This window comes from Mycobacterium montefiorense, assembly GCF_025823255.1.
GTDB classification, from domain to species: Bacteria; Actinomycetota; Actinomycetes; order Mycobacteriales; family Mycobacteriaceae; genus Mycobacterium; species Mycobacterium montefiorense.
On sequence record NZ_JACKVL010000017.1, the window covers coordinates 1,185,843 to 1,199,416 of the forward strand.

Consider the following 13,574-nt stretch of genomic DNA (forward strand, 5'->3'; position numbering starts at 1 on the left):
GCACGCCGCTAAATGGCCAAGACGATCTTTCCGTGCACTTCGCCCGACACCAGTTTCTTATGCGCTTCGCCCGCCTGCTGAATCGGCAGGCGCGCGCCGATGAACGGCCGGACCCGGCCGTCGGCAACCATCGGCCACACCGACGCCGTCACCGCGGCAACGATCTCGCCCTTGCTGTTCGGGCCGCTTGCCGGCCGGCCCCGCAGTGTGGTGCCGATGACCCGTAAGCGCTTGGGCAGCAGCTTGCCGATATTGAGTTCGCCCTTGAGGCCGCCCTGCATGCCGATGATGACCAGCTGTCCGTCGGTGGCCAGGGCGTCGAGATTGCGGTCCAGATAGGAGGCGCCCATGATGTCGAAGATCACGTCGGCGCCGCCGGACTCTTGCAGCCGCGCGACGAAATCCTCTTCGCGATAGTTGATGGTGATCTCGGCGCCCAGGTCGCGGCAGGTCTGCAGCTTTTCCTCGGACCCGGCGGTGACGGCCACCCGGGCGCCCAACGCGCGCGCAACCTGAATCGCGTGGGTGCCGATGCCGCTGGCCCCGCCGTGCATCAGCAGCAGCTGGCCCTCGTGCAGGTGGGCGGTGAGCACCAGATTCGACCACACCGTGCATGCCACCTCGGGCAGTCCCGCGGCATCCTCGAGGTCGACGCCGTCCGGAATCGGCAACACCTGCGGAGCAGGAACCGCGACGTATTCGGCGTAACCCCCACCGGCCAACAGCGCGCAAATATCTTGTCCGACAGTCCATTGCGTGACACCGGTGCCCAATTCGGCGACGACGCCGGATACTTCCATGCCGATGATGTCGCTGGCTCCCGGCGGGGGCGGATACTTACCGGCAGCCTGCAGCACGTCGGCGCGGTTGACGCCGGCCGCTGTGACTTTGATCAGCACCTCGCCGGGCCCGGCGGAAACGTCGGGTACCTCTTGCCAGACGAGCTGATCGGAGGATTCGGCGACAATGGCGCGCATGCCGGCCACGGTACTAGTCCCGTTACCCTTGTCAGCGGTGGCGTGGCAGAGCGGCCTAATGCACTCGCCTTGAAAGCGAGAGACGGCTAAAACCGTCCGGGGGTTCAAATCCCTCCGCCACCGCCGTGTTCAGCGGCGGGTCTGATTCGGCGCCGCTGAGTAGTTAAGAACCGCGCCGATTCCGTCGGCGGGAACAATCCGTTCGTCGGTGCGGACCACCGACGCACCACCGGATATCGCCAGCAGCGGCAGCGCCTCGTCGGCCCGCCGCGTCTTGGCGGGCGCGGCGCCTTGCGTACCGAGCATGTCGGCGCTCGGCGCGACAGCGGTCAGGCCTTCGTCGGAAACCACGGTGGCGTCGTCGATCTCGCCGATGATCATCGTGTCGACCGCACCCTGACTCAGCGCCGAGCAGACCGCACCGAGTCCCTCGACAGCCAGTCCGGATCGCCGGTCAAGCTCCTCGGTGAAGCGTGCTGCCGCGGTATCCATGGCACTGCGCCGTTGCATCAGCAGCGTGGAGTCGATGGCCCGTTGAATCTCCTCGAAGTCATATCCGCCGCGCCGGACCGCGATCGGCAGCGGTGTCACCCGTTCGCGAATCCGGTCTGGCAGTGCTGCGGCCAGGCTTGAGCGGGATCCCTCGTCGCCAACCAAGAACAGTGAGCGCCACGACGTGTCGTGCACGAGTTCACCGATCCGGTCCGCGACGGTGTGCAGTTCGGCTTCGATGGTTTCGGAGAGCCGCGTGGCATCGAAGTGGCTGGTGATGAACGCGCCGGCCGGGTCGGCCACGACCAGCAAATAGTCCGATTGGGTGACGCCGTATTCGAGGATGGGAACGATGTAGGGCAGTTCGGACACTCGGACGACCGGCCGGGCAGTGGGCCGGAGTAGATACTCGTTGACCAGCACCCCCGGCGCGGCTGCGATCACCGCGCGTCCGCCCCGGCCGATCGGCAAACGCAGTTGCAGCACGGCGTGCTCGATTGCGGCGATGATCGATGCGTCCGCTCCGTGCTGCGCAAGTTCGTCGCGCAGTACGCGCCATTTCAGTTCCAGTCGAGCATTGGGGTCGTCGTCGTCGCCCGAGTCCTCGAAGTAGACCGACGCGAACGGACCGGGCACACCCAGCAACTCGCGAAAACGGCCCGAATCCATGCACCATTGTTGCTTGAAAGGCTGAGTCACAAAGCATGTTCACGGGTTGCGACGGCCCCGACTAGTGCAGTGTCGGCGTATAGCGAAGGACGGCGCCGATTCCGTCGGCGGGCGCGATCCGTTCGTCCGTGCGGACCAGTGCTGCCCCGACGGATATCGCCAACAGCGGCAAGGCTTCATCGGCCCGCAGCGTCTTGGCCGCAGCGGCGCCCTGCTCAGAGAGCAGGTCGGCGCTCGGCGCGACAGTGGTCATGCCCTCGTCGGCGACCACGGTGGCGTCGTCGATCTCGCCGATGATCATCGTGTCGACGGTTCCCTCACGCAGCGCCGAGCAAACGGCCCCGAGTCCCTCGGCGGCCAGGCCGGATCGCCGGCCGATCTCTGTGTTGAATCGCTCCGTGGCGCTGTCCACCAGATTCAGCCGCTGGCGTAGCAAAGTGAGGTCGACGGCACGCTGAATCTCCTCGAAGTCGTAGCCGCCGCGCCGGACGCCGATCGATAGCGACGTCGTCCGCTCACGGACTTCTGCCGGCAACCTCGCGAGCAGCCCCGAACGTAAGCCCTCGTCGCCCACGACGAACATCGCTTGGTAGGACGTATCGTGCACCAGTTCGCTGACTCGATCGGCAACGGCGCACGGCCGCGGGTCGTTAGCTTGGGCTGCGGCTTCCCGCTCGGCGAGACTGCTGGCCCGGACCGTCTCCGAATGCCGAGTGGCATTGTGCCGGGTAATCAACGCTCCCTCGGGGTCAACCACGACGAGCAGATAGTGCGCGTGCTCGAGCCCGTGTTGCAGGATCGGGACGATGTAGGGCAGCTCGGATACCCGGACGACCGGCTTCGCGGCCGCACGGAGCAGCTATTCGTTGAGCACGACGCCGGTGGCTCCCGCGACCACCGCGCGCCCGCCGCGGCATATCGGCGGGGTCAGTTCCATCACGGCGTGCTCGATCTTGCCGATGACCGATTCGTCCGCGCCCTGCTCGACTAGTTGTTCGTGCAACTGCGGCCACGTACCACGAATCGGCTGCGCGGACCCGTCCTGTTCATCTGACTCCGCGAAATACACCGAGGCGAACGGCCCCGGCGTATCGAGCAGTAGACGGAAGCGGCCAGTATTCATTGCGCTTAGGTTGCCCATGGGGCCGAAATGCAAAACACGGTCAGCCGTGGGTCGTCCTCGGTGTCGTCGAAGAACGATCAGTCGCCGTCGCCGCAGTGTCGCCACTGCCGGCGGGTTCAACCGGTCGGGATCTGTGCGGCGATGGTGTTCATCAGCGCCACGTGGCGGCGGGATTCGGGATCCCGGCCGGGTTTGCCGCTGCTGATCAGACCGGCGGCCAGATTGCGCTCGGGGTCGGCCCAGTGCGCGACGTTGACCAGGCCGAGATGGCCGAACGCGGCCGGCGCGTTACGTCCGAACGGCCCGAATTTGGTGGTTCCGAGGGCGAATCCGGTACCCCAGCGAGCCGGCATCAGTCCCATCGCGAAGTCGGGTCGCAACCTGCGGCATTCGGCCACCGCGCCGCGCAGCGTCTCCGGCCGCATTACTTGCACGTCGTCGAGTTCGCCTCCGCGGCGCCAGATTTCAGCGAAACGCGACATCTCGTTGGCGGTCGACACGGTATTCGACGACGGGATCACTGTGGTCAAGAAGAATGGGGTGTTGGTCACCGGGATCATCTCGTGCATCGTCCCGCCGATCGCCTTGCGGAATATCTGCGCGATCACCGGTGGCAATGGCCGACCGGTGGCATGGCTGGGTGCGACCCGGTCGAGGTCTTGCTTGGCGACGCCGAAGTTGGTCCACCGAAAGCCCAGCGGGTCGAGGATTTCGGTGGCCAGGATTTCGCGAATGTCCTTGCCCGTGGCCGCGTAGACGGTCTCGCGCATCAGTGGCCCCCAGGTCAGCGCGTGGTACAGGTGCATCAACCCCGGCCGGTAGAGCGGCCGTAAATTGCTGAGCATCTCCTGCGCGTACTCGTGATCGTCGGCGCGTTTGAGGTCGGGCAGCGGCCCGGACGGAAACGGGAGGCCGGCGCTGTGGGTCATCACGTGCCGGATCGTGATGCGGTCCTTGCCGTGGCTGGTGAAGCCGGGCATGTAGTCGCAGACGCGGTCGTCGAGTGAGAACACCCCGCGTTCGGCGAGCATGTGCACCACGGTCGCGGTGATGCCCTTGGCCGCCGAGTACACGCAAAACGGTGTGTCGGTCGTGACGGGGATCTTCTCGGCATCGGGATCGTCGGTGGGCGCGTTGCCCCAGCCGTGGCCGATCGCCCGGTTGAGCACGACCCGGCCGCGGTGCCGAATACACAACTGGATCGCCGGGTGCATGCCCGCCTGATACCAGTGGCGGGCGACCTGCCAGATGCGTTCGACGGCGGCGCCGTCGATTTCCGAGTGATCCTCTTCACCTACCGCGGTGACTGAGTCCAAGTCGGCCGGGACACGGATCTTGCCGTCCGGGGTCATATTCGCGGTCGTGTTCGCCACCCCCGCGAGGGTACGTGCCGCCCGGCTACTCGCCGGTGAACTGCGGCGGACGCTTGGCGAACGTCGCCTGGATGCCCTCGGTCAGGTCCTTGGACGGCAGGAACGCCGAATTCCAGGCCGCGACGTAGCGCAAGCTCTCCGACACCGCCGCAATGCGCTGCTGGTCGAGCACATCCTTGACGCCGTACACGGCCAGCGGCGGGTTGGCGGCGATCTCGGCTGCGGTGCCGTGGGCCGCGGCCAACGAGGCCTCGGCATCGTCGTACACGTCGTTGACCAGGCCGATTTTCTCGGCGCGGGCCGCGTCGATGTCCTTGCCCGTCAGTGCGAGTTCACGCAGGTGTCCATCGTTGAGGATCAGGGGCAGGCGGGCGAGGCTGCCGACGTCGGCGACGATGGCCAGCTTGACCTCACGCACCGAGAACTTGGCGTCGGCGCTGGCGTAGCGGATGTCCACCGCGGACACCAGGTCGACGCCACCGCCGATGCACCAGCCGTGCACCGAGGCGATGGTGGGGGTGCGGCAGTCGGCGATGGCGGTGATCGCACCCTGCATGCGCCGCAGCTCGGTGTGGAAATCCGTGCGCGGCCGGGCCAGCGCGCCGTCGGCCATCAACGGCGCGAACGTGCCGCCCATCGCGGGCAGATCCAGGCCGTAGCTGAAATTCTTCCCCGACCCGGTGATGACGATGGCGCGCACGTCGCGGTCGGCGTCCAGCGCCGTGAACACCTGCGGCATCTCCGACCAGAATGCAGGCCCCATCGCGTTGCCCTTACCGGGTCCGATCAGCGTCACTTGCGCAACGTGATCTTTGATCTCGACGGTGACGGATTCGTATGTATCGCCCATATCGAGACCGTAGCGTGGCGAATGTGCCTCGTGATTTGCGACCCGGACCAGCTCGTCGCGTTCACCGGCCGCAACCCCGCCGGAAACACGGCGAGGCGCAGCAGGCTCGCAGCTACACCCGCTCGAGGTAGAAATAGTAATACCGGCCGTTATCCCGGACGCCCTTGCCGTTCATGATGCCCATCACGGTGTCGTCGTCGACCGTCTTGAAGTGATCGTGCACGGGCTGGCCGTCGTAGACCATCGTCGCGGTGACCTCGCCGCGGAAGTCCTCGAGCCACAGGCTGGCCTCACCCTTGCCCATCTCCTTGTTGGAGAACTTGTTTCCGTCGGCGTCCAGGCAGACCAGCGGCTGAACGTCGCGGGCGGATTTGAAGGTCTTGCCGTACCAGCGGGCCTTCTCCAGCAGCGCGTTCATCATGTGGCCGGTGAAAAAGTCGCCGCCCTTCCACTCGCCCAGCATGCCGTCGATCGTTGCCGGCGCGAGGCTGGCCCAGAAATCGTCGAGCTCGGCGTCGTCGATCTTGTCGCCGCGTTCCTTGAACTCATCGAACTTCTTGCGGGCAAGGCTCATTCGTCAGACCTCCGGGTGGGTAATCCAATCGCCGGCAAATGCCAGCAGCGCATCGTTTTCGTCGGGCGCGCCGATGGAGACGCGAACTCCGTCGCTGCCGTACTGGCGAACGACAATCCCCGCGTCGGCCGCCCGCGTGACGAAATCCGGGGTGCGGGACCCCAACGGTAGCCACACGAAGTTCGACTGCGACGGCGGCAAGGCGAAGCCGGCGTCGCGCAACTGCGCGCTGACCCGAACACGGTCGGCGACCAACGCGTCGGTGCGGGCCAGCAATTCGTCGGCGGCGTCCAGCGAGGCGACGGCGGCGGCCTGCGAGACGCTCGTGACGGAGAACGGCACGTACACCTGGTCCAGGGCGGTGATCAGATCCGGGTGGCCGATCGCGTAGCCGACGCGCAGGCCCGCCAGCCCGTATGCCTTCGAAAAGGTGCGCAGCACAACAACGTTGCGCCGAGAACGGACCAGGCCCAGGCTGTCGGGTGCCATGCCGTCGCGGATGTATTCGACGTAGGCCTCGTCGATGGCGATCACGATGTGCGGCGGAACGGCCTCGACGAAGCGGGTCAGCGCGTCCGGGTCGACGACCGTGGAGGTCGGATTGTTGGGGTTGCAGACGAAGATCAGCCGGGTGCGTTCGGTGATCGCGGCGAGCATCGCGTAGAGGTCGAAGGTGTGGTCGATCAGCGGCACTTTGATCGCCGTCGCGCCCGCGACCTGGACCTGCGGCGGGTAGAGCTCGAAGGTGCGCCATCCAAAGACCACCTCGTCACCGGCCGCCGCGGTGATCTGAACCAGCTGCTGGCACAGGCTGACTGAGCCGGCGCCGACAGCGACGTGTTCGGGTTCGAAACCCGAACCCAGATGCTTGGCCAGTGCCGCCTTGAGTTGCACGCAGCCGTTGTCCGGATAGCGGTTGATGACGTCGGTCGCTTGCTCAATGGCGGCGCGGACGCTGGGCAGCGGGCCGAACACCGTCTCGTTGCTGGCCAGTTTCATCGAACCCGGCACCGTCTTGCCAGGAACATAAACTGGCAGCCCGGCCAGCTCTGGCCGTAGGCGGGCAGTCATTTCGACAGCATATGTCCCCGCTGTGTACGCTATGCCTCCGGCGGTTCAGGGATCCCGAGAATGGGTCGGGTACCCTCAGGAAGTCCAAGGGAGGCGTGCCAGAGCGGCCGAATGGGACTCACTGCTAATGAGTTGTCCCCCTTAACGGGGACCGGAGGTTCAAATCCTCTCGCCTCCGCCAAGGACACAACTGAAGTACCGGCGCCCGTAGCTCAACGGATAGAGCATCTGACTACGGATCAGAAGGTTAGGGGTTCGAATCCCTTCGGGCGCGCTTACTGCCAATTCGGGTTACGTCGTTAGCCGGCCGCGATCGCTACCTCAGTTACGGGTTGAGCCCATTGCAACATCCCCTCCACATTGACCGGAGCCTGGATTCCGGCGGTTCCCGCGGTTCCGGCCAGACCCGGTGCGGCCGCTGCGGGTGCCACCGCCGCCGCGCCAGACGCGCTGGACGCGATGGGCGCCACCGGGGCGATGGGGGTGATGGCAGCGCTGGATGTGATGGCACCGGTATTGACCGCGGTAACGAAGCCACCGGCGTCGACGGTGACGGTGACGCCAGGGCCAAGAGCGGTGACGCCACCGGCCGGCATCATGACAGCGGCATCGCTGGTTAGGGGTGGCAGCACGGTGAAGGTGCCGCCTTCGAAGAATCCGCCGCCGGCAAAGTTTGTTTCGATGCCGGCGGGGATTGTGTACGTAAATCCGAAGTAGCTCCAGGTGACGTCGGTGATCGTTTTGATCTGGACACCAAAAGCGGTAGTGACGGCGGGGTAGTCGGCGGTGACGGTGACGGTCACGCCGGGTTCCAGGACGGCGCCGCCGGGTGCGACACCAGCACTGCTGCCCACCGGCAGGGTCGTGTCGCCGGCCTCGGCGGCCGAGGCTAGCTGGACCGCCGCTTGGGTGCGGGCGCTGGTCGCGTCGCTGGCTGCCCGGGTGACCGCCGCGGTCTGGTCAGCCTGTCCGGATTGGTTTGTGGTTTGTGGCGGCTCGTCATACGGGGCCAGGGTGCTGGCGACCTCGGAGTCCGCGGCATAGGCGTACATCGCGGTGGCGTCCTGGACCCACATCTCCATGTACTGGGCCTCGGTGACCGCGATCGCCGGGGTGTTCTGCCCGAGAAAATTGGTTGCGATCAACGCCATCAACTGCGCGCGGTTGGCCACGATTGCCGGCGGTGGCACCGTCATCGACAAGGCCGCCTCATAGGCGGCCGCCGCTCCATATGCCTGGGCCGCGGTTTGTCCGGCTTGGGCGGCGCTGGCGTGCAGCCATCCGATGTAGGGCGCGGCCGCGGTGGCCATTCGCATGGACGACGGACCGAACCACCAGCCGGTGAGTCCAGAAATCTCCGACGAGTAGCCGCTGGCGGCGGTTTCCAGTTGAGCGGCCAACGCGTCCCACCCCGCCGCGGCGGCCAACATCGGCCCCGACCCCGGTCCGGTGTATATCAATGCCGAGTTGACTTCCGGCGGCAGCAACCCAAAGTCCATGAGCTCCATCTCTTTTCGAGTCGAGGGTGGCAACAATCGACACAGACTTGATCAGAGGGCCTGACGGCCTGACCTAGCGCCGCGGGGCAGTGTCCACGGCGTGCAGTGAGCTCTTGCTAAATGTAAGTGCTCACTTTGGAGAGGTCAATGATTGCTTTGCTCCGACGCGGGAGCGCTTGGTGATGCGGAATTTGACTTTGCTCCGGTCATCGGCGACCGGACGATGGTGCGCTGAGCGAGGTGCGCTTGCGCTACGCGTCGCCGTCGCCGGCGTCGCTCTCCTTGGACTTGTCCGGCATCGGCCCCACCGTCGCGATCATGGGGACCTTCAGCGTCTTACCGCCGGCGATCGGCAGGTGGACGGAGAAGAAAACGATCTTCAGCTCCAGGCTCACCTGCCGCATGGGTTGCGCATACAAGTCGAAGCGCATGTCCCGTAACCGTGCCAGTCCGCGTTCGAGCCGACTCATGGCCATGACCCTAGTTGCTCGGCTTCTGAGACCGCCATGGACGTGGTTCGAACGGCCGGCGCGTCGGCACGGTCACCGTCTGGGTGACCGTGCTTGTCTCGGTGCTCGGTGACACCGTGACGGTGCTCGGCGGAACAGTCGTCGTGGGCGTGTCGGTGCTGGGCGGCGGAGCCGTTTCGGTCACCGTCTGCGTCGGGGCGGGACCACCTCCGCCACCGGGCGGCTGATGCCGAGGCGGCGCCTCGGTAGTGGTGGCCACCGTCGTGGTGGGCGACGGCGTGGGCGTCGTCGTTGTCGTCGGACTCGGGGCCGGCGAGCTGCTCAGCAGCGTCACGACGGCGTAGATCGCCAGCCCGAGCACGATGACCCCAACGGCACCCGCCGCGACCAGCGCTAACGGACGGCGATACCAGGGTGTTGGGGGCTCCGGTTCGGGCGCGGGGTCGTATCCGCCCGCCGTATCGAGCCGCCATCGTCGGCTCGTACTCGGAGTAGTAGTCGGGTTCCTTTGGATAAGGAGGCACGTCAACCGATGCTAGCGCCGTCAGGACTCGTTGCCGATGTGGGTCAGCGCCCGCTCGAACAGGTGGACCGTGGCCGCGTGGAGTTGATCGCCGACTTCTTTCTCGGCCTTGCCGGCGCAGGCACGAGCCAGCGTGCCCTCGATGACGATGCCCAGCTTGAAACAGGCCAGCACGGTGTACCAGGTGATCTGCGACAGGTCGCGGGTGGTGTTGGCGGCGTAGCGCTCGAACAGCTCGTCGGTGCTGGCCAATCCGTCCTGCCCGCCCAGGGCATGGCTGAACACGCTGGATCCGTCGGACTGGCGCCAGGTGGCCAGCAGCCAGCCCAGGTCTAGCAGCGGGTCGCCGATCGTGCACATCTCCCAGTCGACGATCGCGACCACGTCCGGCCCGGTGCGGGAGAACATCACGTTGGCGGCGTGGTAGTCGCCGTGCATGATGCCCGGCGTCCAGGTCACCGGACGATGATGTTCCAGCCAGGTCGACACTTCCTCGATGCCCGGGATCTGCGGCCCGGGGTAGCCGTCGTACTCGCTGTAAGAGTCCAGCTCCGAAAGCCAGCGCGGCACCTGGCGTTCCAGGAAGCCCTCCGGCTTGCCGAAGTCGGCGAGACCCACCGCGACGTGGTCGATGGCGCCCAGCTTCGCCAGTGCATCGGCCATCGACAAGCCCATGCCGTGCCGCACGCCGGCATCGCCCGCGTGGAGCGGCGCCAGGCCCTCGCCTGCGTTGAATCCGTCGACCGGGTCCATCAGGTAGAAGACGGCGTCGCCGAGCACACTCGTGTCGTCGCACACCGCGATCAGGTGCGGATGCGGCACATCGGAACCGGCCAGCGCCGCAAGGACTTTGGTTTCTCGCAGGATGACACTGTTGCTGCGCGGACGCAGGTGTCGTGGTCCGCGCCGCAGTACGTAGGGCCGGTGAGACCTGACGAACCGCAGCATCACGTTCTGCGTTCCGCCGGTGACGGCGGAAACGTCGTGCAGCGGGCCCTCGCCCAATCCCTGCTCGGACATCCATTCCGCGACGGCATCCAAGTCCACTTGCTCCACGTGGTGTGAACCTACTCTGCGGGCACTGGGCCCTTCGGTTTCGGTGTGTACCGGACGGTCTGGGCGCGGATCATGCCGCCGCGGAACACGAAGGTGTCGACGCCGTCGTCGACCCGGTTGATCGCCGAATCGGCGGCCCACTCGAGGAACAAGACGTCGTCGTCGAAGAACTGCGTCTTCAGGTCCCAGGCTGCGTTGGGCAGATCGGCGAGTAAGTTGGCGAAGACGTTGCGGATGCCGTTCTTGCCGCGCGCGACGCCCGGAAGGGCCGATCACCACCGAGTCATCGGCATAGTCGGCGACGATCTCGTCGAGGTCGCCCGCAACCAGCGCCTTCCCGTGATGAGCGAAGACTTCCTGCGGCGTACGTGTCATCGCGGCGCTCCTTTTCCAACCTGTGGACCCTCTGGGAAAAAGCCTAATTCACCCTCCGCGGGTGCCAGGAGGTGTCGGCGGCTGGAAGAATAGTGAACGCCAGCGACTATCAAGGTGGAGAGGAACGGCGATGCCGCGCACCGACAACGATTCCTGGGACATCACTCAGAGCGTGGGAGCCACCGCACTCGGCGTTGCGGCGGCCCGCGCCGCTGAGACCGAGAGCGAGAATCCACTCATCAACGACCCCTTCGCGCGTGTCTTCGTGGACGCCGCGGGGGAGGGGATGTGGAGCCTCACCGCCGATCCCGCCCTGTTGGCCAAGGCAGCCGAAATCGAACCCGTTGTGCGTAGCCGGGTCCAGGTGATGATCGACTTCATGGCGACCCGGACGGCGTTTTTCGACGAGTTCTTTCTCGGTGCGGCCGACGCCGGTGTCCGTCAGGTAGTCATCCTGGCGTCGGGTCTCGACGCCCGCTCGTGGCGCCTGCCGTGGCCCGCCGGCACCGTGGTGTACGAACTCGATCAGCCCAAGGTGCTGGACTTCAAAACGGGCACGCTGAAAGCGCACGGTGCACACCCGACGGCCCAGCTGGTTACCATACCGATCGATCTGCGTCAGGATTGGCCGAAGGCATTGCAGGATGCGGGGTTTGACGCTTCGAAGCCGAGTGCCTGGTCTGCCGAGGGGCTGGTGCGTTACCTGCCGTCGAAAGCCCAGGATTTGCTGTTCGAGCGGATGCATTCGCTCAGCGCGCCGGGCAGTTGGCTGGCGTCCAACGTTCCCAGCCCAGGCTTTACCGATCCCGATCGGGTACGACGGCAGCGTGAAGACATGCAACGCATGCGCGCTGCGGCTGCCAAGCTGGTCGACACGGAGGTCACGGATTTCGACGACCTCTGGTACGCGGAGGAGCGCACCCCGGTCGACGATTGGCTACGTGAACATGGCTGGGATGTGTCGGCGGCAAGCTTCGACGAGTTGATGGCCCGCTACCACCGCACCATGCCGGAAGGCGCCGACGATGCCATGCCGCCCACCCTGTACGTGTCCGCGCAGCGACGCCATTAAGGCGTAATGACGATTCGCTGATCGGCATCGGTGTCGTTGAACGCGGCCTCGACTTCGGCGAGCGGCACCGCACGGGCATCGAGTTTGAAACCGCCGCTGCTGATCTCGGCGGCAATGGCAGGCAGTTCGGCCAGGATGTCGCGGGTGGGCACCGAGCCCTGGCCGCTGCCCACGATCTGCAGGCGTACGGCACGCAGTGCCGCGGAGAAGATCTCGGCCGAAGGTCCCGCGACCGAGCCGATTTCGAGCCAGGTGAGCGGCTTTCCGCGATCGGCGCGGTGGGTGGCGATACCCGCCATCACCTGAGCCGTGATCGGACCCCACAGATAGTCGATCACGACATCGACGTCGCGTGCTGCCCGAGCGAGATCGCCTATCGCAGCGTCATTGTCGATTTGAACGACGGCGTCGGCTCCTAGCCCGGGCAGGGCGGCGAGCCGCCGCGCGTCGCGTCCGGCGCCGATGACATCAGCGGCGCCCAGTTGTTTGGCGACCCGTACTGCCATCCGGCCCGAGTTGCCAGTGGCGCCGAGAATCAGCACCGTTTGCCCGGGCTGGAAGTCGATGCGCCGGCGCAGCGCCAGCCACGAGGACATGACGGGGTTCATCGCCGCGGCCACCAGGACGGGGTCGGTGCCGTCCGGAAGAGCGACACTGCGGCGTTGGTCAATGACGGTCTGCTCAGCCATCGCGCCCATCGTCGTGTCGGGCAGCACGAAGTAGCGAAGCGTGCCGTCGGGCGCGCGGCCCACCCCGTCGATGCCGGGGACCAGGGGTAGCTCCCCGGAGCTGGTGTAATGCGAGCCGTCAGCCTGAGACCGGACGCGCGGATGCAGGCCGGCGGCGATCACGTCGACTACCACCTCATCACCGGTTTGCGGAGTGGGACTGGGGAACTCGCGGTAGGCGGGAGGCTTGTCGAACGCGGTGACAACGGCTGCGTGCATGGTGGTCCTCCTTGAGGATGACTCTAAATTTAGATGGTAATACGAACTAGATTAAATGGTATTACGAACTGTTTCAAGGTATGATTTTCCGCATGGAGGCGGTCGACGAGCTTAGGGACAGTCTTGTGCAGGTGTCATTCGGGGTGATCGCGGTGCTGAACCGTGTTGCCGCCGAACACGATCTGTCCCTGACGTTGCTGCGGGTGTTGGGGATACTGCGTGATCGCGAGCCGGCGATGGCCGACTTGGCGACCTACCTCGGGCTGGAGCGCTCGACCGTCAGTGGGCTCATCGACCGCGCGGTCCAGCGCGGCCTGGTTCGAAAGGCCACTGACCCCGTCGACGGCCGGTCGGTACGGGTCAGCCTCACGACGGAGGCGCGCCGACTGGAGGTTCGGGTCATCGCCGAGATCGGTGAGCTGATGGCGCCGATGACTGGCGGGCTGAACGCCGCTGAGCAGAAGCGGCTCACGGCACTATTGGCCAAAATGCTTGAGCGCTAG

At 66.0% G+C, this 13,574-nt stretch carries 15 protein-coding genes, 3 tRNA genes and 1 pseudogene; 6 read left to right on the plus strand and 13 right to left on the minus strand.

The features are described 5' to 3' along the window. Nucleotides 1-8: 8 nt before the first annotated feature. Nucleotides 9-977 carry an NAD(P)H-quinone oxidoreductase gene (locus H7K34_RS25495; RefSeq protein ID WP_264064747.1) on the minus strand — a complete coding sequence of 323 codons (969 nt, stop codon included), beginning with the start codon at nt 975-977 and terminating at the stop codon, nt 9-11. 36 nt (nt 978-1,013) lie between these two features. On the opposite strand from H7K34_RS25495, the gene H7K34_RS25500 reads away from it, so the two are divergent. After that, nucleotides 1,014-1,100: transfer RNA gene (locus tag H7K34_RS25500), tRNA-Ser, on the plus strand. A gap of 6 nt (nt 1,101-1,106) precedes the next feature. Here the strand turns inward: H7K34_RS25500 and H7K34_RS25505 are convergent. The 7 genes from H7K34_RS25505 to H7K34_RS25535 all read right to left on the minus strand — a co-directional run bounded on the left by H7K34_RS25505 (nt 1,107) and on the right by H7K34_RS25535 (nt 7,129). Further along, a complete protein-coding gene (locus H7K34_RS25505; protein WP_264064748.1) occupies nt 1,107-2,138 on the minus strand; it encodes a baeRF2 domain-containing protein in 1,032 nt (343 codons plus the stop codon). Between the two features lie 61 nt (nt 2,139-2,199). Continuing rightward, nucleotides 2,200-2,895, minus strand: coding sequence for a baeRF2 domain-containing protein (locus H7K34_RS25510; protein WP_264064749.1), 696 nt, complete (start codon nt 2,893-2,895; stop codon nt 2,200-2,202). Between the two features lie 102 nt (nt 2,896-2,997). After that, the gene (locus tag H7K34_RS25515) at nt 2,998-3,261 is read right to left on the minus strand and encodes a hypothetical protein (protein WP_264064750.1); all 264 of its coding nucleotides are present in this window, start codon (nt 3,259-3,261) and stop codon (nt 2,998-3,000) included. 116 nt (nt 3,262-3,377) lie between these two features. Further along, nucleotides 3,378-4,613, minus strand: a complete 1,236-nt coding sequence (gene lipE, locus H7K34_RS25520) for a lipase LipE (RefSeq protein ID WP_264064876.1) — start codon at nt 4,611-4,613, stop codon at nt 3,378-3,380. 46 nt (nt 4,614-4,659) lie between these two features. Next, nucleotides 4,660-5,484 (minus strand): crotonase/enoyl-CoA hydratase family protein, encoded by an 825-nt coding sequence (locus H7K34_RS25525; protein ID WP_264064751.1) that lies wholly within the window; start codon nt 5,482-5,484, stop codon nt 4,660-4,662. A 112-nt stretch (nt 5,485-5,596) separates the two neighbouring features. After that, the gene (locus tag H7K34_RS25530; protein ID WP_264064752.1) at nt 5,597-6,058 is read right to left on the minus strand and encodes a DUF4334 domain-containing protein; all 462 of its coding nucleotides are present in this window, start codon (nt 6,056-6,058) and stop codon (nt 5,597-5,599) included. Nucleotides 6,059-6,061: 3 nt separating this feature from the next. After that, nucleotides 6,062-7,129: a pyridoxal phosphate-dependent aminotransferase gene (locus H7K34_RS25535; protein ID WP_264064753.1), complete on the minus strand. Its 1,068-nt coding sequence runs from the start codon at nt 7,127-7,129 to the stop codon at nt 6,062-6,064. An 89-nt stretch (nt 7,130-7,218) separates the two neighbouring features. On the opposite strand from H7K34_RS25535, the gene H7K34_RS25540 reads away from it, so the two are divergent. Then, nucleotides 7,219-7,310: transfer RNA gene (locus tag H7K34_RS25540), tRNA-Ser, on the plus strand. Between the two features lie 20 nt (nt 7,311-7,330). Then, nucleotides 7,331-7,403: transfer RNA gene (locus H7K34_RS25545), tRNA-Arg, on the plus strand. A gap of 25 nt (nt 7,404-7,428) precedes the next feature. Here H7K34_RS25545 and H7K34_RS26700 read toward each other — a convergent pair. Both H7K34_RS26700 and H7K34_RS25555 read right to left on the minus strand, forming a co-directional pair. Continuing rightward, a complete protein-coding gene (locus tag H7K34_RS26700) occupies nt 7,429-8,628 on the minus strand; it encodes a PPE family protein (protein ID WP_272896335.1) in 1,200 nt (399 codons plus the stop codon). A gap of 251 nt (nt 8,629-8,879) precedes the next feature. Further along, nucleotides 8,880-9,098, minus strand: coding sequence for a hypothetical protein (locus H7K34_RS25555; protein ID WP_108926512.1), 219 nt, complete (start codon nt 9,096-9,098; stop codon nt 8,880-8,882). Between the two features lie 83 nt (nt 9,099-9,181). Here H7K34_RS25555 and H7K34_RS25560 point away from each other — a divergent pair, with 83 nt between their 5' ends. Further along, nucleotides 9,182-9,325, plus strand: coding sequence for a hypothetical protein (locus tag H7K34_RS25560; RefSeq protein WP_264064754.1), 144 nt, complete (start codon nt 9,182-9,184; stop codon nt 9,323-9,325). A gap of 317 nt (nt 9,326-9,642) precedes the next feature. Here H7K34_RS25560 and H7K34_RS25565 read toward each other — a convergent pair whose 3' ends face one another. Both H7K34_RS25565 and H7K34_RS25570 read right to left on the minus strand, forming a co-directional pair. Next, nucleotides 9,643-10,641 (minus strand): phosphotransferase family protein, encoded by a 999-nt coding sequence (locus H7K34_RS25565; RefSeq protein WP_264064877.1) that lies wholly within the window; start codon nt 10,639-10,641, stop codon nt 9,643-9,645. Between the two features lie 47 nt (nt 10,642-10,688). Continuing rightward, nucleotides 10,689-11,052: pseudogene (locus H7K34_RS25570) on the minus strand (nuclear transport factor 2 family protein). A gap of 130 nt (nt 11,053-11,182) precedes the next feature. Between H7K34_RS25570 and H7K34_RS25575 the strand changes: the two are divergent. Continuing rightward, nucleotides 11,183-12,124 carry a class I SAM-dependent methyltransferase gene (locus H7K34_RS25575; RefSeq protein ID WP_264064755.1) on the plus strand — a complete coding sequence of 314 codons (942 nt, stop codon included), beginning with the start codon at nt 11,183-11,185 and terminating at the stop codon, nt 12,122-12,124. On the opposite strand, the gene H7K34_RS25580 is transcribed toward H7K34_RS25575, so the two are convergent. Beyond that, nucleotides 12,121-13,071 (minus strand): quinone oxidoreductase family protein, encoded by a 951-nt coding sequence (locus H7K34_RS25580; protein WP_264064756.1) that lies wholly within the window; start codon nt 13,069-13,071, stop codon nt 12,121-12,123. The genes H7K34_RS25575 and H7K34_RS25580 overlap by 4 nt on opposite strands. 92 nt (nt 13,072-13,163) lie before the next feature. On the opposite strand from H7K34_RS25580, the gene H7K34_RS25585 reads away from it, so the two are divergent. Next, a complete protein-coding gene (locus H7K34_RS25585; RefSeq protein WP_264064757.1) occupies nt 13,164-13,574 on the plus strand; it encodes a MarR family winged helix-turn-helix transcriptional regulator in 411 nt (136 codons plus the stop codon).